This window comes from Klebsiella sp. M041 (genome assembly GCF_059759695.1).
The window spans coordinates 228,576-250,961 of record NZ_JCAXWU010000001.1 but is presented as its reverse complement, the minus strand read 5'-3'; the positions used below and the strand labels follow the sequence as shown (position 1 = coordinate 250,961).

Annotated in this window: 19 protein-coding genes; 1 reads left to right on the top strand and 18 read right to left on the bottom strand. The window is 59.9% G+C overall.

Annotated elements, in window-relative coordinates; translation table 11 throughout:
* The 4 genes from menH to AC6CWS_RS01210 all read right to left on the bottom strand — a co-directional run bounded on the left by menH (position 1) and on the right by AC6CWS_RS01210 (position 4,395).
* A complete protein-coding gene (gene menH, locus AC6CWS_RS01225; protein WP_044524260.1) occupies positions 1-759 on the bottom strand; it encodes a 2-succinyl-6-hydroxy-2,4-cyclohexadiene-1-carboxylate synthase in 759 nt (252 codons plus the stop codon).
* Positions 756-2,426 (bottom strand): 2-succinyl-5-enolpyruvyl-6-hydroxy-3-cyclohexene-1-carboxylic-acid synthase, encoded by a 1,671-nt coding sequence (gene menD / locus AC6CWS_RS01220; protein ID WP_048297927.1) that lies wholly within the window; start codon positions 2,424-2,426, stop codon positions 756-758. Before menD ends, menH begins: the two co-directional genes overlap by 4 nt.
* 82 nt (positions 2,427-2,508) lie before the next feature.
* Positions 2,509-3,798, bottom strand: a complete 1,290-nt coding sequence (gene menF / locus AC6CWS_RS01215; protein WP_080901566.1) for an isochorismate synthase MenF — start codon at positions 3,796-3,798, stop codon at positions 2,509-2,511.
* Between the two features lie 135 nt (positions 3,799-3,933).
* A complete protein-coding gene (locus AC6CWS_RS01210; protein WP_080901565.1) occupies positions 3,934-4,395 on the bottom strand; it encodes a GNAT family N-acetyltransferase in 462 nt (153 codons plus the stop codon).
* Between the two features lie 57 nt (positions 4,396-4,452).
* On the opposite strand from AC6CWS_RS01210, the gene rnz reads away from it, so the two are divergent.
* Positions 4,453-5,373, top strand: coding sequence for a ribonuclease Z (rnz, locus tag AC6CWS_RS01205; protein WP_080901564.1), 921 nt, complete (start codon positions 4,453-4,455; stop codon positions 5,371-5,373).
* A 56-nt stretch (positions 5,374-5,429) separates the two neighbouring features.
* On the opposite strand, the gene nuoN is transcribed toward rnz, so the two are convergent.
* The 14 genes from nuoN to AC6CWS_RS01135 all read right to left on the bottom strand — a co-directional run bounded on the left by nuoN (position 5,430) and on the right by AC6CWS_RS01135 (position 22,161).
* Complete coding sequence (nuoN, locus tag AC6CWS_RS01200; protein WP_004201737.1) at positions 5,430-6,887, bottom strand: NADH-quinone oxidoreductase subunit NuoN; 1,458 nt, start codon at positions 6,885-6,887, stop codon at positions 5,430-5,432.
* A 6-nt stretch (positions 6,888-6,893) separates the two neighbouring features.
* The gene (nuoM, locus tag AC6CWS_RS01195) at positions 6,894-8,423 is read right to left on the bottom strand and encodes an NADH-quinone oxidoreductase subunit M (RefSeq protein ID WP_048297929.1); all 1,530 of its coding nucleotides are present in this window, start codon (positions 8,421-8,423) and stop codon (positions 6,894-6,896) included.
* 298 nt (positions 8,424-8,721) lie between these two features.
* Complete coding sequence (gene nuoL / locus AC6CWS_RS01190; protein ID WP_032453592.1) at positions 8,722-10,563, bottom strand: NADH-quinone oxidoreductase subunit L; 1,842 nt, start codon at positions 10,561-10,563, stop codon at positions 8,722-8,724.
* Positions 10,560-10,862 carry an NADH-quinone oxidoreductase subunit NuoK gene (nuoK, locus tag AC6CWS_RS01185; RefSeq protein ID WP_004865088.1) on the bottom strand — a complete coding sequence of 101 codons (303 nt, stop codon included), beginning with the start codon at positions 10,860-10,862 and terminating at the stop codon, positions 10,560-10,562. The genes nuoL and nuoK overlap by 4 nt, the downstream gene beginning before the upstream one ends.
* Positions 10,859-11,413 (bottom strand): NADH-quinone oxidoreductase subunit J, encoded by a 555-nt coding sequence (nuoJ, locus tag AC6CWS_RS01180; RefSeq protein ID WP_004201743.1) that lies wholly within the window; start codon positions 11,411-11,413, stop codon positions 10,859-10,861. Before nuoJ ends, nuoK begins: the two co-directional genes overlap by 4 nt.
* 10 nt (positions 11,414-11,423) lie before the next feature.
* On the bottom strand, positions 11,424-11,966 hold the full coding sequence (gene nuoI, locus AC6CWS_RS01175) for an NADH-quinone oxidoreductase subunit NuoI (protein WP_002913152.1): 543 nt from the start codon (positions 11,964-11,966) through the stop codon (positions 11,424-11,426).
* Between the two features lie 14 nt (positions 11,967-11,980).
* Positions 11,981-12,958: an NADH-quinone oxidoreductase subunit NuoH gene (gene nuoH, locus AC6CWS_RS01170; RefSeq protein WP_023290510.1), complete on the bottom strand. Its 978-nt coding sequence runs from the start codon at positions 12,956-12,958 to the stop codon at positions 11,981-11,983.
* Complete coding sequence (gene nuoG / locus AC6CWS_RS01165) at positions 12,955-15,681, bottom strand: NADH-quinone oxidoreductase subunit NuoG (RefSeq protein ID WP_044524268.1); 2,727 nt, start codon at positions 15,679-15,681, stop codon at positions 12,955-12,957. The genes nuoH and nuoG overlap by 4 nt, the downstream gene beginning before the upstream one ends.
* Before the next feature lie 33 nt (positions 15,682-15,714).
* On the bottom strand, positions 15,715-17,052 hold the full coding sequence (gene nuoF / locus AC6CWS_RS01160; RefSeq protein WP_002913158.1) for an NADH-quinone oxidoreductase subunit NuoF: 1,338 nt from the start codon (positions 17,050-17,052) through the stop codon (positions 15,715-15,717).
* On the bottom strand, positions 17,049-17,549 hold the full coding sequence (gene nuoE / locus AC6CWS_RS01155) for an NADH-quinone oxidoreductase subunit NuoE (protein ID WP_002913160.1): 501 nt from the start codon (positions 17,547-17,549) through the stop codon (positions 17,049-17,051). The genes nuoF and nuoE overlap by 4 nt, the downstream gene beginning before the upstream one ends.
* A 2-nt stretch (positions 17,550-17,551) precedes the next feature.
* Positions 17,552-19,360 carry an NADH-quinone oxidoreductase subunit C/D gene (nuoC, locus tag AC6CWS_RS01150; RefSeq protein ID WP_004201746.1) on the bottom strand — a complete coding sequence of 603 codons (1,809 nt, stop codon included), beginning with the start codon at positions 19,358-19,360 and terminating at the stop codon, positions 17,552-17,554.
* Positions 19,361-19,447: 87 nt separating this feature from the next.
* Positions 19,448-20,122 (bottom strand): NADH-quinone oxidoreductase subunit NuoB, encoded by a 675-nt coding sequence (nuoB, locus tag AC6CWS_RS01145; protein WP_002913178.1) that lies wholly within the window; start codon positions 20,120-20,122, stop codon positions 19,448-19,450.
* Between the two features lie 15 nt (positions 20,123-20,137).
* Positions 20,138-20,584, bottom strand: coding sequence for an NADH-quinone oxidoreductase subunit NuoA (gene nuoA / locus AC6CWS_RS01140; RefSeq protein ID WP_002913181.1), 447 nt, complete (start codon positions 20,582-20,584; stop codon positions 20,138-20,140).
* 650 nt (positions 20,585-21,234) lie between these two features.
* Positions 21,235-22,161 (bottom strand): LysR family transcriptional regulator, encoded by a 927-nt coding sequence (locus AC6CWS_RS01135; RefSeq protein WP_032453594.1) that lies wholly within the window; start codon positions 22,159-22,161, stop codon positions 21,235-21,237.
* Between the last annotated feature and the right edge of the window lie 225 nt (positions 22,162-22,386).

The following is a 22,386-nucleotide window of genomic DNA, read 5'->3' as shown; positions in this document are numbered from 1 at the left end:
TTAACTTGCCAGAATCTGCGCCAGACAGGCAATCACCGCCGCCGGGTTGTCCCGGTGCGCGTTGTGTCCGGCATGGTGAATAAGATGGAGATCCGCCGCGAGCGCCTGCGCGATGGCGCGAAACTTCGCGTCGCGCTCGCCGCACAGGTAATGAAAGGGGAAATCGCGCGCCTGCAGGGACGCGCGCAGATCGGCCTGCCCGGCAAGGGAGGTCGCCTGCAGCATCTCGGCCAGCGTCGCGCCGTTGTTCCGGCTGCGTAAGGCGACCAGCGCCGCGCGCTGCCCGGCATCCAGTGAAGCGAAGACCGGCTGCTGATACCAGTCGGCAAAGACCTGCGCCAACGGCTCATGGCGAAAACGTTCCGCCCAGGCGCTGTCGTTGCTGCGCCGCGCCTGCCGCGCTTCGGCATCCTGCAGCCCCGGATGGCCGCCCTCAACGACGAGGCCGCGCAGGCCCGCGCGCGGCTGGCAGGCGAAGTTCATCGCCACCCGGCCCCCCAGCGAGTAACCGATCAGCCAGTAGTTAAGTATGTTGTAACTATTAAGCGTAGCCTGCAGCAAAATATTGACCCCGGCAAAGTCCTGCACCGCGATATCCGCCGAGCCGCCGTGGCCCGGCAGATCGAGATACAGCCGCGGCCAGGCGCGAAACGCGTCGCCTACTTCCCGCCACTCATGGCGGTCGCCGGAAAAACCGTGCAGAAAGACCAGCCAGGGATAACCCGGCTGGCCATGTTCGACTGCAGCGCTGAGGGTCACAGGCGACTTACCTGCGCCAGCAGCTGCTGGAGGGTCTGCGTGCCGTCGGTCTCATTGACCGCCAGCTCAATCACCGTCGCCCCTGCCCTGCGCCAGGCACCGGCCAGCGCCTCATCCAGCGCCTGCCAGTCAGCCGGGCGATGATAGACCAGGCCGAACATCGCCGCCGCGTGGCTGAAATCAACGTCCTGCGGCATTAAGTAGAACTGGCGCCGCTCGTCCTGCGGCGTCGGCAGCATGGAGAAAATCTGCCCGCCGTTGTTGTTCACCACGATCAGCACCAACGGCGCCGACGCCTGGCGCAGCAGGGCCAGCGAGTTGAGATCGTACAGCGCCGAAAGATCGCCGACGATAGCCAGGGTTGGCCGGGCGCTGGCGCGCTGGACGCCGGCGGCGGTGGCGATCAAGCCATCAATGCCGCTGGCGCCGCGGTTGCTATAAACCGGGTAGCCAGCCGGCAGCTGCGCCAGGGCGTCGATCAGGCGCACCACCAGGCTGTTGCCGACAAACAGTTGCCCCTGTTCCGGCAGGTAGCGCCGAATTCGCTGCGCCAGCTGCGCTTCGCCAAAGGGTTCGTTGCTGGCGACCGCCGCCTCCCACGCCTGTCGGGCCAGTTCAGGAATAGCCGTCGCCCACGGCTGGCGTTTCTCCGCCGGGTGAAGCTCAAGCCAGCGGTCAATGCTGGCGAGCAGACGACGGCCGCGGTGCTGCGCCGGATCGAGACGGCCGGGCAGATTATCCACCAGCCAGTATTCATCAGGCTCGCAGGTGGCCTGCCACTGCAGGACCCGCTTGCCGGTCAGGCTGCTGCCGAGCTGAACCACGATCTGCGCCTGCGCCAGCTCGCTCACCGCTTTGCCGTTGCCCAGCCACAGGTCAGCGCACGGCAGCGGCTGCCCGGTCTGCGACAGGACATCGCCGATCAGCGGCCAGCCGAGGGTTTGCGCCCACTCGGCCACTTTTTTCCCTTCGGCGGCGCTCATTCTGCCCGCCACGACCACGCCGCGCTTTTGCCGCCAGAAGAACCAGTCGCGCTGTTTCTCACTTTCCATCTGCAGCGCCTGACGTAACCAGGGTTTATCGCTCTGCCACCAGTTGCCGAGCTGCTGCTGCCACTCCACGCCGGTATCATCCATATCGCCATACAGCGGTTCGGCGAACGGGCAGTTGATATGCACCCCGCCGGCGTGCAGCTCGCCCAAGGCCTGGTCGAGGGTCGAGACCAGCCAGCGGGCGGAAATATCCTGCGAGGGACGCGGCAGAGAAATCGTCTGCGACGGATGGGAGGCGAACATCCCCGGCTGACGAATCGCCTGATTGGCGCCGCAGTCGATCAGCTCCGGCGGACGGTCAGCGGTCAGGAGAATCAGCTTTTCCCCGGTAAGCCCCGCCTCAATCAGCGCCGGATATAGGTTCGCGGTGGCAGTCCCGGAGGTCACAATAACCGCCACCGGCTGACGACTGGCTTTCGCCAGACCGAGCGCCAGGTGGCCAAGGCCGCGTTCGTCAAAATGGGTATGATGGATAAAGGCGCGGTTTTCCGCCGCCGCCAGGGTTAAGGGTGTCGAGCGCGAGCCCGGCGCAATGCAGATATGCTGCACGCCGTGGCGCGTTAAAGCTTCCAGGATCACCGCCGCCCAGCGTCGGTTAAATGCGCTTACTGACATGAAATTGTCCGGTATCAAATATTGATGCTAAGTATAGATAAGGCAAAGTGACGGCGTTTTGATATGCATCGTCATTCCCGTCTTATGGACACAGCAGCGAGCGCAGCCCGGCCGCTTTGTTGTCAATCTCCTGCCACTCCTGCTGCGCATCGGAGCCGCTGACGATCCCCGCCCCGGCATACAGTCGCAGAGTGTCGTTGTCCACTTTCGCCGAACGCAGCGCCACGCAAAACTCGCTTTGCGCCAGCGACAGATACCCGGCGGAACCGGCGTACCATTCACGGGAAAAAGGTTCATGGCGCTGAATGAATGCCAGCGCCGCCCGCCGCGGCAGGCCGGCCACCGCGGCGGTGGGCTGGAGCTGCAGCAGGCAGCGGCTGTCGTCAGGCTCCGCCAGCTCGGTCCAGATGCAGCGTCGGAGATGCTGCACCTTGCGCAGCCTCACCACCTGCGGCGGCAGAACGTCCAGCGTCGAGGCCTCACTCTGCAGGCGCTGGCAGATATCCTCCACCACCAGCATGTTTTCCCGCTGATTTTTGTCGTCTTTCATCAACCAGTCGGCCAGCTGCTGCGCCTTCGCGTCATCCTGATGATTAGCGACGGTGCCCGCCAGCGCTTCGGTGCGCAGCAGCGCGCCGCGCCGGCGCCACAGCCGCTCCGGCGTGGAGCCGAAAAACGCCTGCCGGGCATTGAACGCCATCAGGAAATGAAAACAGTTAAGATTGCGGCTGCGGCTGGCGGCCATGATGCTCACGGCATCCAGCGGGGCGGCAAACTGCAGGTCGGTTGCCCGCGCCAGCACCACTTTATCCATGTCGCCGGCGGCGATGGCCTGCGTCGCCTGGTCTATCATTGCCTGCCACTGGGGATAATCGGAGGAGTGGCGCTCGCTCAGCAGCGGCGGCACGCCGCCAGGGGTCGCCTGGGCGGTGGTCAGACTGGCGAGAAAATCACCCGCCGTCACGGCATCGTCGCGCAGGGAGAGGTCGCTGTGCAGCACCAGCCGCATCACGGCCCTGCCGCCGCACCGACGCCACTCCAGACGCGGCAGCACCAGCCGGCCCTGCTGCGGGGCAAACGCATTCAGGCCGCAGATGCGCAGATCCTGCCGCCCGGCCTGGTGTAAAAAGCGGTTTGCGGCGTCGAGCGAGGGAAAGCTTTTTACCGCCCCCAGCGCCGCCAGCTCCTCGTCGCCATTGCGCTGCTGCCAGTAGAACTGCGGCCACTGCGGCTGCTGGCCGCACCATAGCAGCGGATCGAAGGCATCATTCAGCGGAAAGGCAATATCGATAATTCGCGTGCCGGGTGAGTCAGGAAAGGGCTCACTCAGGCCGTCACATAAACGGGCCAGCGCAGTGGAAACAGACAGCACGCAAACCTCCACGGTAGTAAAACCCCACATTATAAGGGGTTCAACGGCGGAATAGCAGTACCCATGACGAGGGAGCGGGTTTTAACTCACCCGCTCGCCGGCCCGGAACAAGGTTGGAACGCGAATGTTCAGGGGTCAGCCAGCGCGGCTTTCCCGCGCCATGCCGATGTGCGGAATGCCATCCTCATCATAGACCTCAGTCACCGGCGTAAAACCGAAGTGGGCGTAAAAGGCTTGCAGATGCGCCTGCGCCCCGAGGTAAATCGCCTTTTGCGGCCAGTGCCGCTGACAGCTGGCCAGCGCCTGCGCCATCAGTTGATGGCCGAGCTTTTCGCCGCGCGCGGCGGGGCTGACGATAACCCGGCCAATCACCACCGGATCGTACATCTCTTCGCTTTTAAGGATCCGCGCATAGGCCACCAGTTCGCCATCGCGCCAGCCGAGCAGATGGCGATTTTCCCCGGCCAAATCATCGCCGTCGACATCCTGATAGGCGCACTGCTGCTCCACGACAAAGACTTCGCTGCGCAGCTTCAGCAGCGCATACAGCTGGGGAACGGTAAGTTCACTATGATGGAGATCCTGCCAGGTCATCATCTGCTGCTCCTTATTGATATACTGATACTTTGCGACTCGCCCTGAGGACACTGGACGATGGAATTAACTTTTTTGGGGACATCCGCCGGGGTGCCGACCCGCACGCGTAATATGACGTCGATAATACTCAATTTGCAACAGCCAACCCGCGCCGAAATGTGGTTGTTTGACTGCGGCGAAGGGACCCAGCATCAATTTCTGCATACGCCCCATCATCCAGGCAAACTGAATAAGATCTTTATTACCCATCTGCACGGCGACCATCTGTTCGGCCTGCCCGGCCTGCTGTGCAGCCGCTCGATGCAGGGGAATTCGCTGCCGCTGACGGTCTACGGACCAAAAGGAATAAAGGAATTCATTGACACCGCGCTGCGCCTCAGCGGTTCGTGGACCGATTATCCCCTGACCATCATCGAAGTCGACCCCGGTCTGGTGTTCGACGAAGAGGGCTATCGGGTCACCGCGTTCCCGCTCAGCCATCCGGTGGAGTGCTACGGGTATCGCATTGAGCAGCATGACAAGCCCGGCGCCCTCGACGCCGCCCAGCTGATTGCCGACGGCGTGCCCCCCGGACCGCTGTTTCACCGGCTTAAGCGCGGTGAACAGGTCACGCTGGCGGATGGCCGGACGATCGACGGCAGCCGCTACCTGGGGCCCGCTACGCCGGGTAAAACGCTGGCCATCTTCGGCGATACCGCCCCCTGCCCGCAGGCGCTGGAAATGGCGCGCGGGGCGGATGTGATGGTGCACGAAACCACGCTGGAGCAGGCGATGGCGGAGAAAGCCAATAGCCGCGGCCACTCTTCCAGTCAGCAGACCGCAGCGCTTGCCAAAGAAGCGGGGGTCGGCACGCTAATCGCCACCCACTTTAGCTCACGCTACGATGCCGAAGGCTGCCTGCGGATGCTGGCGGAATGCCGGGAGATTTTCCCGGACACCCTGCTGGCGGAAGACTTTATGGTCTACAGGGTGGCGTAACATTCCGGGCATAAAAAAACCGCCATTCCGGCGGTTTTTTTATTGAGGCAATCAACTTACATCAGCGGCGTCGCCAGCTGCACGATGCTAATCAACGGCTGCGGCCAGATACCGAGCACCAGCACCAGCAGGGCAGAGATCAGCACCACGATACCGCCCGCGCTGTACTGCCAGTTCGACGGCGCATCACGGTTCAGCTGCTCCGGCGCGCTCAGGTACAAACTCACCGCCACGCGCAGGTAGTAGTAGAGACCGATCGCCGAGCCGACAACCACCGCGGCAACCAGCCACCACAGATGGGCGTGAACACCGACGGCCAGCACGTAGAACTTACCGATAAAGCCGAGCGTCATTGGGATACCGGCCAGGGAGAGCATCATCACCGTCATCACCGCCGACAGGATCGGACGGTGCCAGAACAGACCGCGGTAGGAGAACAGCGAGTCCGCGTCCGGGCCACGGTATGGGCTGGACATCAGGCTGACCACGCCGAACGCGCCGAGGCTGCTGAACAGGTAGCCGGCCAGGTAGACGCCAACGGCTTCCATCGACATTTCGCCGCTTTGCAGGGCGATCAGCGCCACCAGCAGATAGCCGAGGTGGGAGATAGAAGAGTAACCGAGCAGACGTTTGATATTGGTCTGGCTCAGCGCCATCAGGTTACCGAAGATGATAGAGGCGAAGGCGATCAGCCCCAACACCACGCGCACCGCTTCGCTGTTGCCCACCGGCATGTACAGGAACAGACGCATCACCACGCCGAAGATAGCAATCTTGCTGGCGGTCGCCAGGAAGGTGGAGACCGGCGCAGGCGCCCCCTGGTAAACGTCCGGCGTCCACAGGTGGAACGGCACCAGCGACAGCTTAAAGCCAAGACCGACGATCATCAGGCCGAGCCCCGCCAGCAGCAGCGGCTCGTGCAGGGTGTTGTCCGCCAGGCTCTTGCCCAGCGCAAGGAAGGACAGGTTGCCGGAGTTCGCATACACCAGCGCCATACCGAACAGCAGGAAAGAGGAGGCTGCCGCGGAGAGGATGGTGTATTTGATGCTCGCTTCCAGCGAACGCTTCTGGCGGAAGGCGTAGCCGACCAGGCCGAACAGCGGCAAGGAGATTAACTCGATGCCGAGGAACAGCGCCGCCAGATGATTCGCACCGGCCAGCAGAATGCCGCCCAGGGCGGCAATCAACACCAGCAGGTAGAACTCTTCTTTGTTGTCCTTGTAACCCTCAAGCCACGGGTAGGCGAAAGTACAGGTCGCGAGGCTCGCCAGCAGCACCAGCCCGGTATAGAGCATGGCGTAGCCGTCAACGCGGATCAGCGGCGTGACGTCCATCGCCCCGTTCTGGCCGACGAACCAGAGCGAGACCAGCGCGGCGTTAAGTCCGAGAACCGACAGCGTGGCATTGAGAAAATGATTGCGTCGCCACGCAATGGAGAGCATCACAACCACCACCGTCAAGCCGACGATCAGCAGCGGTAGCAGTGCGATCAGTTGTTGTGGAGTTATTGTCATGGCGAATTACGGCCTTGTAGTAGAAACAGAATTAACAAACCACTGCTGAATGTTGCTCATCGCAGCATGCGAGGTGTCGAGGATCGGCTGCGGGAAGAAGCCCAACAGCACCAGCAGCACCACCAGCAGCAGGATGATAGACAGTTCACGCAGGGACATCCCCGGCAGCGCTTTCGCCGCGATTTCGCTTTTCGCTTTACCGAAATAAGCGCGATGCAGCATCGACAGCGAGTAAACGGACGCGAATACCAGACCAAAGGTCGAGATCACGGTGATCACCGGCACCACTTTATAGCTGCCGAACAGGATCATAAATTCGCCGACGAAGTTACCCGTGCCCGGCATCCCCAGGGTGGCGACGGCGAAGAACATCGACATCGCCGGCAGCCATTTGATTTTGCTCCACAGACCGCCCATCTGACGCATGTCACGGGTATGCAGACGTTCGTACAGCTGGCCGCAGAGAATAAACAGACCCGCCGCGGAGAGACCGTGAGCAATCATCTGGATCACCGCCCCCTGATACGCCAGCTGGCTGCCGGTGTAGATAGCAATCAGCACGAAGCCCATGTGGGACACGGAGGTGTAGGCGATAAGACGTTTGATATCCGTCTGCGCAAAGGCCATCCACGCGCCGTAGAAGATCCCGATCACGCCCAACCACATCGCGATGGGCGCAAACTCGGCGGAGGCGTTCGGGAACAGCGGCAGCGCAAAGCGCAGCAGACCGTAGGCCGCGGTTTTCAGCAGGATCCCCGCGAGGTCGACGGAACCGGCGGTCGGCGCCTGGGAGTGGGCGTCCGGCAGCCAGCCGTGCAGCGGCACCACCGGCATTTTCACCGCGAAGGCGATGAAGAAGCCGAGCATCAGCAGGTATTCCACGCCGTGGGACATCGGGGTTTTCAACAGCTCTTCATAGTTGAAAGTCCACACACCGGTGGCGTTGAAGTGGACGAATGCCAGCGCCAGAATGGCGATCAGCATCACCAGGCCGCTCGCCTGGGTGTAGATGAAGAACTTGGTGGCCGCCGTGATACGCGTTTTACCGTCAGAGGCTTTGTGGCCCCACAGCGCGATCAGGAAGTACATCGGCACCAACATCATTTCCCAGAAGAAGAAGAACAGGAACATGTCGATGGCGAGGAACACGCCGATGACGCCGCCCAGGATCCACATCAGGTTGAGGTGGAAGAATCCCTGGTATTTTTCGATTTCGCGCCAGGAACAGAGCACCGCCAGCACGCCGAGCAGGCCGGTCAGCACCACCATCAGCAGCGACAGGCCGTCGATCGCCAGATGAATGCTAATGCCGAAGCGTGGGATCCACGGCAGCACGAACTCAGACTGCCACTGCGGAATACCCGCGGATTGCGTCAGAGAATAGCCGCCCTGCATCCACAGCTGCAGGCCAAGCGCCAGCGTCAGTCCCATAGTAATCAGCGCGATCCAGCGCGGCACTTTCACGCCAAAGCGTTCGGTCTGCCAGCACAGGAAGCCGCCGATAAAGGGGATTAATATCAACCAAGGCAATAACATGGTGATTTTTATTCCTTATTTAAGTCCGGTTCAGGCTATCTTACTCGTCATAGCGAACTCCGGCTGTGCTCACAATCCTCACGTACTTTAATACGCTCCGGTTGCTCCGCGCAGGCGGCGTCCACGTTGACTTCGCCGATAATGCCTGTCCTTTACGACCTGATTTTCAACGAATTCTCACAGAAAATTCACTTCGGTTTGAGGCTTGTTTTGTCGGGTGGCGCTAACGCTTACCCGACCTACGGTCCCGTAGGCCCGGCAAGCAGCGCGCCGCCGGGCAACACAATGGTTCTCAAACTCAACGCAATACCATCAGCAGCGCCAGCACCACCACCGCGCCGATGCTCATTGACGCCACATACCAGCGCAGATAGCCGTTCTCGCTCACCAGCAGGCCTTTACCTGCGAAGCGGGAGAGGATCGCCGGGATGTTCATCAATGCGTTCAGCGGATCGCTCTTCAGCAGCCAGGCAATGCCGAGGAATGGCTTAACGAAGACTTTGTCGTATAACCAGTCGAAGCCCCAGGCATGGAACCACCAGGTACCGAAGAAGCGGCCAGGCGCGCTGTTGGCGATAGAGGTCACCAGGGTGCGTTTGCCCAGCCACAGCCATGCGGCGATCAGGATGCCGGCAATGGCGATGATCCCGGAGGCAATCTCCAGCGTCATCACGTTGCCGTGCGCCAGTTCAGTGGTCTGCGGCAGGACGCCTTCCAGCGGCGGCACGATCAGCGCGCCAACGAAGGTGGACAGCACCAGCAGCACAATCAGCGGCAGATGATGGGTGATCCCCTTCCCTGCGTGCGCGTGAATTTGCTCTTTACCGTGGAACACGATGAAAATCATGCGGAAGGTGTACAGCGAGGTCATAAAGGCGCCGACCAGGCCCGCCACCATTAGGTTGATATGGCCGTTGGCCATCGCCCCCGCCAGAATCTCATCCTTACTGAAGAAGCCTGCGGTAATGAGCGGCAGAGCGGACAGCGCCGCGCCCCCCACCAGGAAGCAGACGTACACCAGCGGAATAGATTTGCGCAGGCCGCCCATCTTAAAGATGTTCTGTTCGTGATGGCAGGCGAGGATCACCGAACCCGACGACAGGAACAGCAGCGCTTTAAAGAACGCGTGAGTCATCAGATGGAAAATCGCCGCATCCCATGCCTGCACGCCCAGCGCGAGGAACATGTAGCCAATCTGGCTCATGGTGGAGTAAGCGAGAACGCGTTTGATGTCGGTCTGCACCAGCGCGGCGAAGCCCGCCAGCACCAGCGTTACCGCCCCGACGATCCCGACCAGATGCAGCACTTCCGGCGTCATCAGGAACAGACCGTGGGTACGGGCGATCAGGTAGACGCCCGCGGTAACCATGGTGGCGGCGTGGATCAGCGCGGAGACTGGCGTCGGACCCGCCATCGCATCGGCAAGCCACGTTTGCAGCGGCAGCTGGGCGGATTTACCGACCGCGCCGCCGAGCAGCATCAGCGTCGCCCACTGCAGCGTGGTGCTGCCGTTAGCGAAGTGCTGCGGCGCCAGCTCAACCATTTCGCGGAAGTTGAGGGTACCCAGTTCGTTATAAAGAATGAACAGCGCGAAGGCGAGGAACACGTCGCCGACGCGGGTCACCACAAACGCTTTCATCGCTGCGGCGCCGTTCTTCGGATCGGTGTAGTAGAAACCGATCAGCAGGTAAGAGCAGAGACCCACCCCTTCCCAACCCAGGTACATCAGCAGCAGGTTATCGGCCAGTACCAGAACCACCATGCTGGCGATAAACAGGTTGGTGTAGGCGAAGAAGCGGGAATAGCCCTCTTCACCGCGCATATACCAGGAGGCGAACATATGGATCAGGAAGCCGACGCCGGTCACCACGGAGAGCATGGTCAGCGACAGGCCATCCAGCACCAGGTTGAAGCCGATGTTGAAATCCCCAACCGACATCCAGGTCCACAGCGGCACGCTGACCGCCTGTTTGCCGTTAGCGAAAAAGTCAACGCCGACGTAGGCGGTGACCAGCGCCGCCAGGCCTACCGAGCCCATGCCAACGGTGGCGGAAAGGTTTTCCGACCAGCGCCCGCGGGAAAAGGCCAGCAGCACAAAGCCAATCAATGGCAAAAGAATGGTTAAGGCAAGCATGTTCATCCACGCAACTCACTTACTGAATCGATGTTCAGGTTCTGGCGGCGACGATGGAGCTGCAGCAGCAGCGCCAGACCGATACTCGCTTCCGCAGCCGCGAGGCTGATAGCGAGGATATACATAATCTGACCATCAGTCTGGCCCCAGTAGCTGCCCGCCACCACAAAGGCCAGCGCGGCGGCGTTAATCATGATTTCCAGGCTGATCAACATAAACAGCAGATTGCGGCGGATCACCAGCCCCGTCAGACCAAGCACAAACAGGATGGCCGCGAGGATCAGTCCATGTGTTAAGGGGATCATGCGTGTTCCTCCGTTTTTCTTTTGTCGCTGTCGTTCACGCGGTTGCTCAGCACCTCGCCGGCGCGCTCTTCGCGGCCGATATGGAAGGCGACCACCAGGCCCGCCAGCAGCAGCATGGAGGCCAGCTCCACCGCCAGGACGTACGGCCCAAACAGCGCAATACCCACTTCTTTGGCGTTGATCGCCGCGCCGTCGATACCCTGGTCGTTAATCCCCAGGATGGCGTAAACGATAACCACCAGCAGCACTGCGGAAAGGATGGCCGGGCCAATCCAGATCCCCGGCTGCAGCCATTTGCGTTCCTGTTCGATTTCGCTGCCGCCCAGGTTGAGCATCATCACCACGAAGACGAACAGCACCATAATGGCCCCGGCGTAGACGATAATCTCCAGCGCCCCGGCGAAGTAAGCGCCCAGCGAGAAGAACACCCCGGCAATCGCTAACAGCGAAATGATCAGGTACAGCAGCGCATGCACCGGATTGGTGTGGGTGACGACCCGCAAGGTTGCGAGGATGGCGATCAGGCCACAGATATAAAAAGCGAATTCCATTGCCCTCTCCTTACGGTAACAGGCTCTTGACGTCGATCGGCTTAGCTTCGTTTTCCGCTTCGCCCTTATCTTTGCCGTCGATTGCCATACCCGCCATCCGGTAGAAGTTATATTCCGGGTATTTGCCCGGACCGGAAATCAGCAGATCCTCTTTTTCGTACACCAGATCCTGACGCTTGTATTCACCCAGCTCAAAGTCCGGGGTCAACTGGATCGCCGTGGTCGGGCACGCTTCTTCACACAGACCGCAGAAGATGCAGCGTGAGAAGTTGATGCGGAAGAACTCAGGGTACCAGCGGCCGTCTACCGTCTCTGCTTTCTGCAGCGAAATACAGCCCACCGGGCAGGCTACCGCACACAGGTTACAGGCGACGCAGCGCTCTGCACCGTCCGGATCGCGCGTCAGCACGATCCGGCCGCGATAGCGCGGCGGCAGATAGACCGGTTCTTCCGGGTACATCCGGGTTTCACGTTTGGCGAAGGCATGCAGGCCGATCATCCAGATACTCCGGACCTGGGTGCCGAACCCCACCAATAATTCTTTTAAGGTCATGTTCAATTCACCCCTTATTGCGCCTGCCAGAGAATGACAGCCGCCGTTACCAACAAGTTGACCAGCGTTAACGGCAGGCATACCTTCCAGCCAAAGGACATTACCTGGTCATAGCGCGGACGCGGTAATGATGCGCGGATCAAAATGAACATCATCATGAAGAACGCGGTTTTCAGCGCGAACCAGATGAAAGGAGGTAACCACGGGCCATTCCAGCCGCCGAAGAACAGCGTGACGATCAGCGCTGAAACGGTGACGATACCGATGTATTCACCGACGAAGAACAGACCGAACTTCATGCCGGAATATTCAATGTGGTAACCATCGGCCAGCTCCTGCTCCGCTTCCGGCTGGTCGAACGGGTGACGGTGACACACCGCCACGCCGGCGATGGCGAACGTCACGAAGCCGAAGAACTGCGGAATAACGTTCCACAGATGCGCCTGGTTGTTGACGATATCGGTCATGTTGAATGACCCCGCCTGCGCCACCACGCCCATCAGGGAGAGGCCGAGGAACACTTCGTAGCTCAGGGTCTGCGCGGAAGCACGCATCGCCCCCAGCAGGGAGTATTTGTTGTTGCTCGACCAACCGGCGAACAGTACCGCGTACACCGCCAGGCCTGCCATCATCAGGAAGAACAGGATCCCGATGTTCAGATCGGCCACCACCCACGTCGGGCTGACCGGCACAATGGCGAAGGCCAGCAGCAGCGAAGTAAAGGCGATCACCGGCGCCAGAGTAAAGATCACGCGATCCGAGAAGCGCGGAACCCAGTCCTCTTTAAAGAACATTTTGATCATGTCGGCGACCAGCTGCAGCGAACCGCCCCAGCCCACCCGGTTTGGCCCGTAGCGGTTCTGGAACAGACCGAGCAGACGACGCTCGCCGAAGCTCATGAACGCGCCGCAGGTGACCACCACCAGCAGAATGACCACGGCCTTCAGGATGCTTAACAGAATGTCGATAAGATCCGGCGTTAACCAGCTCATGCTTTCGCCTCCTGCAGTGAATCAATACGCGATCCGGTCAGTACCGGCGCAATGCCCGGCATGCCCATCGGTAAGCCAACCTGTCCTGCGGTCAGACCTTCAGAGATAACCAGCGGCAGACGCAGGGTCTGGCCTTCCACGCTAAAGGAGAGCATCGCCCCGGCGTTGACGCCAAGCTTCGCGGCATCCGCCGGGTTCAGCTTGATGTACGGCTCAGGCATCCGGCTCTGGAACACCGGCGCGCGCTGTGACAGCTCATCGCTGCCAAACAGGTGGTAGTACGGCGCGATACGCCATTTCCCGTCTTCCGCCTGGAAGCTGGCCGGCACCGCCGTGAAGTATTCCAGCCCGCTGGCGGACGCTTCAAACAGACGGACGCCCGGATCGCCGTGGCGCAGTTTCCCGCCCACTTCATCCTGGAACTTGTTCCATGCCTGCGGGGAGTTCCAGCCCGGCGCCCAGGCGAACGGGATCTGCGAACGCGGGGCGGACGGCTGGTTGTTCCCTTCCATGGAGAAGGCGAACATGGTGTCTTTATCCTGCGGCTGACGCGGTTCGTGGACGCTGATGTTGGCGCGCATCGCTGTGCGGCCGCTGTAGCGGTGCGGTTCACGCGCCAGCTTCTGACCGCGAATGCGGAAGGTCGCATCCGGCGCGGCGTCTTTAATGCCCGCCAGCTGCGGCAGTGCGGCAATCGCGGCATCGATGACGTGGTCCAGCTGCGTCCAGTCAACCTGACGGTTGTTAACGGTGCTGTGCAGGGAATGCAGCCAGCGCCAGCTTTCCAGCATGACGGTTTTCGCGTCGTAGTAGGCCGGGTCGTAGACCTGGAAGAAGCGCTGAGCGCGGCCTTCGTTGTTGACCACGGTACCGTCGCTTTCCGCAAAGCTTGCCGCGGAGAGCACCAGGTGCGCTTTGTCCATAATCGCCGTGCGCTGATGGTCAACCACCATCACCAGCGGCGCTTTGGAGAGCGCTGCGTCGACGCGGGCGGCGGAAGCATGACGGTGAAGGTCGTTTTCCAGCACGATAACCGCGTCTGCGGCGCCGCTTTCCAGTTCGTCCAGCGCCTCTTCAAGCGAGCCGCCGCCGATCATACCCAGACCGACGCTGTTCACCGCGCGGGCAACCATCGTCACGCCGACGTCGGCGCCGCGGCCTTTCAGGGCTTTCGCCACGTTAGCGGCGGCCTGGATGATCTCCATGCTGCCGGCGTTGGTTCCGGAAATAATCAGTGGTTTTTTCGCCCCGGCCAGCGCCTGGACGATGACATCGACTTTCCCCTGCAGTTCGCGGCTCAGGCCGTCAACCGCCGGCGCGCTGTCGTCCAGCGCATGGGCGATGGCGAAGCCGAGACGCGCCTGATCTTCCACCGGCGCGCGGTAGGTCCACGCGGCGATGTCATCCAGGCGGGTGTCATCGATGTTGGTGACGAATAGCGGGTGTTTGGCGCGCTGGCCGATGTTGAGGATCGCGGCGATCTGCCAGTCGGCCACTTTCTGCGCCGCCGCCATTTCGCGTGCTTTCCCTTTCACCGCCTGACGCACCGCCAGCGCGACGCGCGCGCCGGTCTGGGTAATGTCTTCCCCCAGCACCAGTACCGCGTCGTAGGATTCGATATCGCGCAGGCTTGGGGTGTGGATCCCACCTTCGCGCAGCACTTTCAGCATCATCTGCAGGCGCGCTTGTTCGCCTTTGGCGATGCCGGTATAGAAGTTGTCGGCGCCCACCAGCTCGCGCAGCGCGAAGTTGCTTTCAATGCTGGCGCGCGGGGAGCCGATGCCGATCACTTTCTTCGACTGGCGCAGAATATCCGCCGCGCCCTGCATCGCCTGCTCGGCGTTGAGGGTAATCAGATCGTCGCCGCGGCGCTGAACCGGCTGACGCGGACGGTCTTTCAGGTTCACGTAGCCATAGCCGAAACGACCGCGGTCGCAGAGGAAGTAGCGGTTAACGGTCCCGTTATAACGGTTTTCGATACGACGCAGTTCGCCATAGCGTTCGCCCGGACTGATGTTACAGCCGATGGAACACTGCTGGCAGATGCTCGGCGCAAACTGCATGTCCCATTTACGGTTATAGCGCTCGGAGTGGGTTTTATCGGTGAAGACGCCGGTCGGGCAGACTTCCACCAGGTTGCCGGAGAATTCACTCTCCAGGGTGCCATCTTCCGGGCGGCCGAAGTAGACGTTGTCGTGGGCGCCATAGACGCCCAGATCGGTGCCGTCGGCATAATCTTTGTAGTAGCGCACGCAGCGGTAGCAGGCGATGCAGCGGTTCATTTCGTGAGAAATAAACGGCCCCAGATCCTGATTGCGGTGGGTACGCTTGGTAAAACGATAGCGGCGGAAGCTATGGCCGGTCATCACCGTCATATCCTGCAGGTGGCAGTTGCCGCCCTCTTCGCAGACCGGGCAGTCGTGCGGGTGGTTGGTCATCAGCCACTCCACCACGCTTTCGCGGAACTGCTTCGCTTCGCCATCGTCGATAGAAATAAAGGTGCCGTCGGATGCCGGAGTCATACAGGACATCACCAGGCGACCACGCGTGTCTTCCGCGTTCTGATATTGCTTCACCGCACACTGGCGGCAAGCACCGACGCTCCCTAGCGCCGGGTGCCAGCAAAAGTAGGGAATATCAAGCCCAAGAGAGAGACAAGCCTCCAGCAGGTTGTCCGCTCCGTTGACCTCGTATTCTTTGCCGTCTACATGAATCGTAGCCATTAGCGTGCTTCCAAAAATAAAAAAACCTTTAGATTACCAGCGCGTCTTAAGCAGGTTCGGCTGAATCCCGTTGATTGCATGGGTATTGCTGAACTGCTGCTTAATGCCAGCCTCGAATTCTTCGCGGAAATATTTAATCGCGCTCTGCAGCGGCTCAACCGCGCCCGGCGCGTGCGCGCAGAAGGTTTTACCCGGGCCCAGGAATCGACACAGTTGCTCAAGGGTTTCGATATCGCCAGGCTGGCCTTCGCCGCGCTCCAGGGCGCGCAGGATCTTCACGCTCCACGGCAGCCCATCGCGGCACGGCGTACACCAGCCGCAGGACTCGCGGGCGAAGAACTCTTCGAGGTTGCGCACCAGCGAGACCATGTTGATCTCGTGGTCAACGGCCATCGCCAGCGAGGTGCCCAGACGGCTGCCCGCTTTACCAATGCTTTCGAACTCCATCGGCAGATCGAGGTGCGCTTCGGTGAGGAAGTCGGTCCCTGCCCCACCCGGCTGCCAGGCTTTAAACTTCAGGCCATCGCGCATGCCGCCGGCGTAATCTTCCAGGATCTCGCGGGCAGTGGTGCCGAACGGCAGCTCCCAGACGCCCGGGTTCTTCACGCGGCCGGAGAAGCCCATCAGCTTGGTGCCGGCATCTTTACTGGTGGAGATGTTCTGGTACCACTCAACGCCGTTGGCCAAAATCGCCGGCACGTTGCACAGGGTTTCCACGTTGTTGACGCAGGTCGGCTTACCCCACACGCCGGAGCTCGCCGGGAACGGCGGCTTGGAGCGCGGGTTAGCGCGGCGACCTTCCAGGGAGTTAATCAGCGCCGTCTCTTCGCCGCAGATATAGCGCCCTGCCCCGGTGTGGACAAACAGCTCGAAGTCAAAACCGGTGCCGAGGATGTTTTTCCCCAGCAGGCCCGCCTCGGTGGCTTCGGCAATCGCGCGGCGCAGATGCTGGGCCGCTTCGATATACTCTCCGCGCAGGAAGATGTAGCCGCGGTAGGCCTTCAGCGCAAACGCGGAGATCAGCATGCCTTCCACCAGCAGGTGCGGCAGTTGCTCCATCAGCAGGCGGTCTTTATAGGTGCCCGGCTCCATTTCATCGGCGTTACACAGCAGGTAACGGATGTTCATGGACTCGTCTTTCGGCATCAGGCTCCACTTCAGACCGGTGGAGAAGCCCGCGCCGCCGCGCCCTTTCAGGCCAGCGTCTTTTACCGCCGTGACGATCTCGTCCGGCGCCATGCCGGTCAGCGCTTTTCGCGCCCCTTCATAGCCATTTTTGCTGCGATACTCGTCCAGCCAGACCGGCTGCTTGTCGTCGCGCAGGCGCCAGGTAAGCGGATGCGTTTCCGCAGTACGAATTACGGTTTTCATTTGTACTGCTCCAGCAGGTCAGGAATTGCCTCCGGCGTCAGATGGCTGTGAGTGTCCTCATCAATCATCATGGTCGGTCCCTTGTCGCAGTTGCCCAGGCAGCAGGTCGGCAGCAGGGTAAAGCGGCCATCAAAGGTGGTCTGCCCTGGCTTGATGTTCAGCTTCTTCTCGATGGCGGCCTGAATTCCCTGATAGCCGGTAATGTGGCACACCACGCTGTCGCAGTAGCGGATCACGTGACGGCCAACCGGCTGGCGGAAAATCTGGCTGTAGAACGTCGCCACGCCTTCGACGTCGCTGGCCGGGATGCCCAGCACATCGGCAATGGCGTAGATCGCGCCATCCGGCACCCAGCCGCGCTGTTTCTGAACGATTTTCAGCGCTTCGATGGACGCCGCACGCGGGTCTTCGTAGTGGTGCTTCTCGTGCTCAATAGCCTCACGCTCTGCCGCACTCAGCTCAAAAGCCTCGGTTTGTGGTTGTTGATTCTCGTGCATAATTAGCGGTCCACGTCTGACATAACAAAATCGATACTACCCAGATAGACGATCAGGTCGGATACCAGGCTGCCGCGGATCGCCGACGGGATCTGCTGCAGGTGCGCAAAGCTCGGCGTGCGGACGCGGGTACGGTAGCTCATGGTGCTGCCGTCGCTGGTCAGGTAGTAACTGTTAATCCCCTTGGTCGCCTCAATCATCTGGAAGGATTCGTTGGCCGGCATGACCGGGCCCCACGATACCTGCAGGAAGTGGGTGATCAGGGTTTCGATATGCTGCAGCGTGCGCTCTTTCGGCGGCGGCGTTGTCAGCGGGTGATCCGCTTTGAACGGCCCTTCCGGCATATTGTCGAGGCACTGCTGAAGAATGCGCAGGCTCTGGCGCAGCTCTTCGACTTTCAGCATCACGCGGGTGTAGCAGTCAGAGACGCCGCCCCCGGTCGGGACTTCGAAGTCGAAGTTTTCATAGCCAGAATAAGGACGCCATTTACGCACGTCGAAGCCGATACCGGTGGCGCGCAGGCCTGCGCCGGTGGTGCCCCACTCCAGCGCCTCTTTAGCGGTATAGGCTGCCACGCCGACGGAACGGCCCTTCAGAATGGTGTTGCGCAGGGCGGCTTTTTCATAGGAGTCCAGACGCTTCGGCATCCACTCGAGGAACTCACGCAGCAGACGATCCCAGCCGCGCGGCAGATCGTGCGCGACGCCGCCGATGCGGAACCACGCCGGGTGCATACGGAAACCGGTGATCGCTTCCACCAGATCGTAGATTTTCTGCCGATCGGTAAAGGCGAAGAAGACCGGGGTCATCGCGCCGACGTCCTGAATAAAGGTAGAGATATACAGCAGGTGGCTGTTGATGCGGAACAGTTCGGAGAGCATTACGCGGATCACGTTGACGCGATCCGGCACGGTGATCCCGGCCAGTTTTTCCACGGCCAGCACGTACGGCATCTCGTTGACGCAGCCGCCAAGGTATTCGATACGGTCGGTGTACGGGATGTAGCTGTGCCAGGACTGGCGCTCGCCCATCTTCTCGGCGCCGCGGTGGTGGTAACCGATGTCCGGCACGCAGTCGACGATCTCTTCGCCATCCAGCTGCAGAATAATGCGGAACGCACCGTGCGCGGAGGGGTGGTTCGGACCGAGGTTGAGGAACATGAAGTCCTCGTTGTCGGTGCCGCGCTTCATGCCCCACTCTTCCGGTTTGAAAGTCAGCGCTTCCATCTCCAGATCCTGCTTGGCTTTGGTCAGCTCAAACGGATCGAATTCGGTGGCGCGCGCCGGGTAGTCTTTACGCAGCGGGTGACCTTCCCAGGTCGGCGGCATCATGATGCGACGCAGATTCGGGTGGCCATCGAAGGTAATACCAAACATTTCCCAGGTTTCACGCTCATACCAGTTGGCGTTGGGGAACAGTTTGGTGAAGGTCGGCAGATGCAGATCGTTTTCAGACAGCGCCACCTTGAGCATGATGTCGCGGTTGCGGTCGATGGAAATCAGGTGATAGAAAACGGAAAAATCCGCGGCGGGCAGGCCATCGCGGTGCGTGCGCAGACGTTCGTCCATGCCGTGCAGGTCAAACAGCATCACGTAAGGCTTCGGCAATTTCTTCAGGAAATCACCCACCTCAAGCAGCTGCTCGCGCTTGACCCATACCACCGGTACGCCGGTACGGGTTGGCTGAACGGTAAAGGCATCCGGCCCAAAGCGGTTGCGCAGTTCGCCGATCACCGGGTCGTCAAGGTGATCGCGGGTTTGCCAGGCTGGTGCGGCGTCATGCGCGGTTAAATCGGTCATATTGTTCACCATTGCAAAAGGTCCGTGGTGACTGCCGGGCGAGACTTCGCGCTGTTGTAGATTGATTTGCGAAGTGGTTCTCCCGCCCGCAGGCGCAAATTAAATCTCGTCCGGCGTCCGCAGATTGGTCACTGCAATACGTTCGCCGCGTTTACGCTCGCGTTCCGACTGCATATTGGCGCGATAGACGCCCTGATCGCCAACCACCCATGAGAGCGGACGACGTTCTTTACCAATGGACTCCTGCAGCAGCATCAGCGCCTGCATATAGGCCTCCGGACGCGGCGGGCAGCCCGGGATGTACACATCGACCGGAATAAACTTATCCACGCCCTGGACGACGGAATAGATGTCGTACATGCCGCCGGAGTTCGCGCAGGCGCCCATGGAGATCACCCACTTCGGCTCCAGCATCTGATCATAGAGACGCTGAATAACCGGCGCCATTTTGGTGAAGCAGGTTCCGGCGACCACCATCAGGTCCGCCTGACGCGGAGAGGCGCGCAGAACTTCGGCCCCAAAGCGCGCAACGTCATGCACCGCAGTGAATGACGTCACCATTTCCACATAACAGCAAGAAAGGCCGAAGTTATACGGCCAAATTGAGTTCTTACGGCCCCAGTTCACCATGTCATGCAGCGCGTGTTCGAGTTTCCCCATATACACGCTTTTGTTGACTTCCTGCTCCAGGGGGTCGGTAACGATCTCCTGTTTCTGCAGGGGGTAACGGTCGTTCTCACCGTTAGGATCTATGCGGGTGAGCGTATAATCCATCTTATTGCCTCGCTTTTACTGCATATGACGGTTAGTGGGACTGTCTGTTTCCGGGTTAACCAGCGTGCGACGGGAACGCGCAGGCGTCCAGTCCAGTGCGCCGATGCGAACGAGATAAACCAGACCAGCCAGTAGCACTAAAATGAAAATTGCGGCTTCCACAAAGCCGACCCAGCCGCTCTCGCGGATGGAGGTCGACCATGCGTAGAGATACAGGGCTTCCACGTCGAAGATCACGAAGAACATGGCAACCAGATAAAACTTCGCAGAAAGACGTAAGCGGGCCGAACCAACGGAGTCGATCCCCGATTCAAACGGCGTGTTTTTGCTACGCGCGCGCGCGCGACCGCCAAGGTACCAGCCGCCGACGAGCATCAGGCAGCACAGACCGATAGCGATGATGAGAAATATAGCGAATGCCCAGTGATGAGCGATGACTTCAGTGGATGTTGACATACGCATTGCTTAACCAAAAAAGTGTAGCGCCAAAACCCTCTGCTCTTACTGGCAGATGAACGCCACAGCGTTTCACGGGAGGAATAAAAAATAACCGTGCAAAAAAGCGTCCCTGGAAGATGTGAGAAGCCCAGATGCCGTGGCTTTTTACCCCTTTCTTTAACCTTTTGTCAACTTTAACAAAAGTTTTCATAACATTAATTTACATTGGAATCTTTTCATTAACATTAAATGCCCTTTTATGCGAAATAACCTTGCATACTGTTCGGTTTTAGTGTTGTTGAATCGTGTCCGTTTCCGTCGTAAATCAAAAATCCCTGCTATTTTGACAGGATTTAGCCTCGATTCCTCCCCCCAAAGAGGGGTATTTTCTTGATCTGCGACACGGTTTTGTTAATTACCCCAGGAAATCGGCAACAATCCATCCGGTTTTTTAACATTAGCAGGAAGTGTTGAAAGTGCAGGAAAAAGTCGACAAGGTGAGCGCCCGGTCACGCCAATATGCTGATTTTTCTGCAAAGAAATAAAAAAAAGATTCAAAACATCAATAAGAGTGCAAAAAAAAGAGCCACCAGACGAGAAACCCACCCCTGAGGCTCTTTTTGGACACTTACATTCTGTTACCAGTTTTTGTGATCTTTGTTAGCAAAATAACCTCACAAAATGAAGGTGCTTCCTCCCTCTTCCGGAGTAAGGGCCGGCCCCGCGCGCCAGGGATCGCTCTCCTGGCTCAGGGACTGAAAAATCGCCTGCGGTAGTTCGCTCACCGTCTGCGGATTGCAGCTGACGACGTACCGGGTATCCGGCAGGACCGGCAGGCCATCGCTAATGCCGGCCACGCGCAAATCCGGGCTCATCATTTCGACCGGACGCGCGGTGACCCCCAGCCCGGCTTTCACTGCCGCTTTCACCCCGGAGAGCGACGAGGCGCCGTGGGCCAGATGCCAGGAGACGCGGGCAGCCTCCAGCGCGGCGATGATGTCCTCACGGAACGGGCCAGGCTCTTCGAGCAGGATCAGGGGGATCGATTCCCCTTTCGCCAGCACGTAGTCCGCCGCACAGTACCAGAGGGTAGGCGACGTTCTCAGCGTGAAAGCGGTAAAACCGGGAAGCTGATGGGTGGTTAATGCCAGATCGACCTCTCCCCCGCTCAGCATCGCCATGATGACGGCGTGGGGATGGACTTTAATCTCCAGCGTCATTCTGGGATAGAAGCAGCCGATGCGGTTTAACAGAAACGGCAGGATAGTATCAGCGGTTTCTTCCGACGCGCCGATGGTCAGTCCCCCCTGCAGACTGCCATACATCAGCGACATGCAGGCTTCATCGTTAAAGCGCAGGATTTTGCGGGCATAGCCCAGCAGCTGGATGCCCTGCTCGGTCAGCAGTTTATTGCGTCCGTGACGAGCGAAAAGCTCCTTGCCAACCAGCTGCTCCAGGCGTTGCATTTGCTGGCTGACCGCGGACTGGGTACGGCACACTGCGGCGGCGGCGGCGGCGAAGGTGTTCAAATCAGCGACGGCTACAAAGGTGCGCAGCAGATCGAGATCGAGGTTGAGTATCGGACGTGTTGTATTAATCATCTTTCTTCACTTACAGGTGGCTAACGCTGACCTGCCTTGTTGATGCTTTACGCCAGGTTTCCGGCTATTCCCTGAGCCTTGTGCTCACCGTCAGATGGCGGATAAACAACTGGACGAACGTTATTACATGCCAAAGTACTCATCTGAGCAAATGCGCAGAACACCGGAGTAATATATTGTTCGTATTCCTCATTATTATTAATTACCACGGCCAGCAAGGCGTCA

Bases quoted from the DNA above. Each gene is read 5' to 3' on its own strand.
- menD (WP_048297927.1), bottom strand. From the start codon at position 2,426: ATGTCAGTAAGCGCATTTAACCGACGCTGGGCGGCGGTGATCCTGGAA.
- AC6CWS_RS01210 (WP_080901565.1), bottom strand. From the start codon at position 4,395: ATGATGACCTGGCAGGATCTCCATCATAGTGAACTTACCGTTCCCCAG.
- rnz (WP_080901564.1), top strand. From the start codon at position 4,453: ATGGAATTAACTTTTTTGGGGACATCCGCCGGGGTGCCGACCCGCACG.
- nuoN (WP_004201737.1), bottom strand. From the start codon at position 6,887: ATGACAATAACTCCACAACAACTGATCGCACTGCTACCGCTGCTGATC.
- nuoM (WP_048297929.1), bottom strand. From the start codon at position 8,423: ATGTTATTGCCTTGGTTGATATTAATCCCCTTTATCGGCGGCTTCCTG.
- nuoL (WP_032453592.1), bottom strand. From the start codon at position 10,563: ATGAACATGCTTGCCTTAACCATTCTTTTGCCATTGATTGGCTTTGTG.
- nuoK (WP_004865088.1), bottom strand. From the start codon at position 10,862: ATGATCCCCTTAACACATGGACTGATCCTCGCGGCCATCCTGTTTGTG.
- nuoJ (WP_004201743.1), bottom strand. From the start codon at position 11,413: ATGGAATTCGCTTTTTATATCTGTGGCCTGATCGCCATCCTCGCAACC.
- nuoI (WP_002913152.1), bottom strand. From the start codon at position 11,966: ATGACCTTAAAAGAATTATTGGTGGGGTTCGGCACCCAGGTCCGGAGT.
- nuoH (WP_023290510.1), bottom strand. From the start codon at position 12,958: ATGAGCTGGTTAACGCCGGATCTTATCGACATTCTGTTAAGCATCCTG.
- nuoG (WP_044524268.1), bottom strand. From the start codon at position 15,681: ATGGCTACGATTCATGTAGACGGCAAAGAATACGAGGTCAACGGAGCG.
- nuoF (WP_002913158.1), bottom strand. From the start codon at position 17,052: ATGAAAACCGTAATTCGTACTGCGGAAACGCATCCGCTTACCTGGCGC.
- nuoE (WP_002913160.1), bottom strand. From the start codon at position 17,549: ATGCACGAGAATCAACAACCACAAACCGAGGCTTTTGAGCTGAGTGCG.
- nuoC (WP_004201746.1), bottom strand. From the start codon at position 19,360: ATGGTGAACAATATGACCGATTTAACCGCGCATGACGCCGCACCAGCC.
- nuoB (WP_002913178.1), bottom strand. From the start codon at position 20,122: ATGGATTATACGCTCACCCGCATAGATCCTAACGGTGAGAACGACCGT.
- nuoA (WP_002913181.1), bottom strand. From the start codon at position 20,584: ATGCGTATGTCAACATCCACTGAAGTCATCGCTCATCACTGGGCATTC.
- AC6CWS_RS01135 (WP_032453594.1), bottom strand. From the start codon at position 22,161: ATGATTAATACAACACGTCCGATACTCAACCTCGATCTCGATCTGCTG.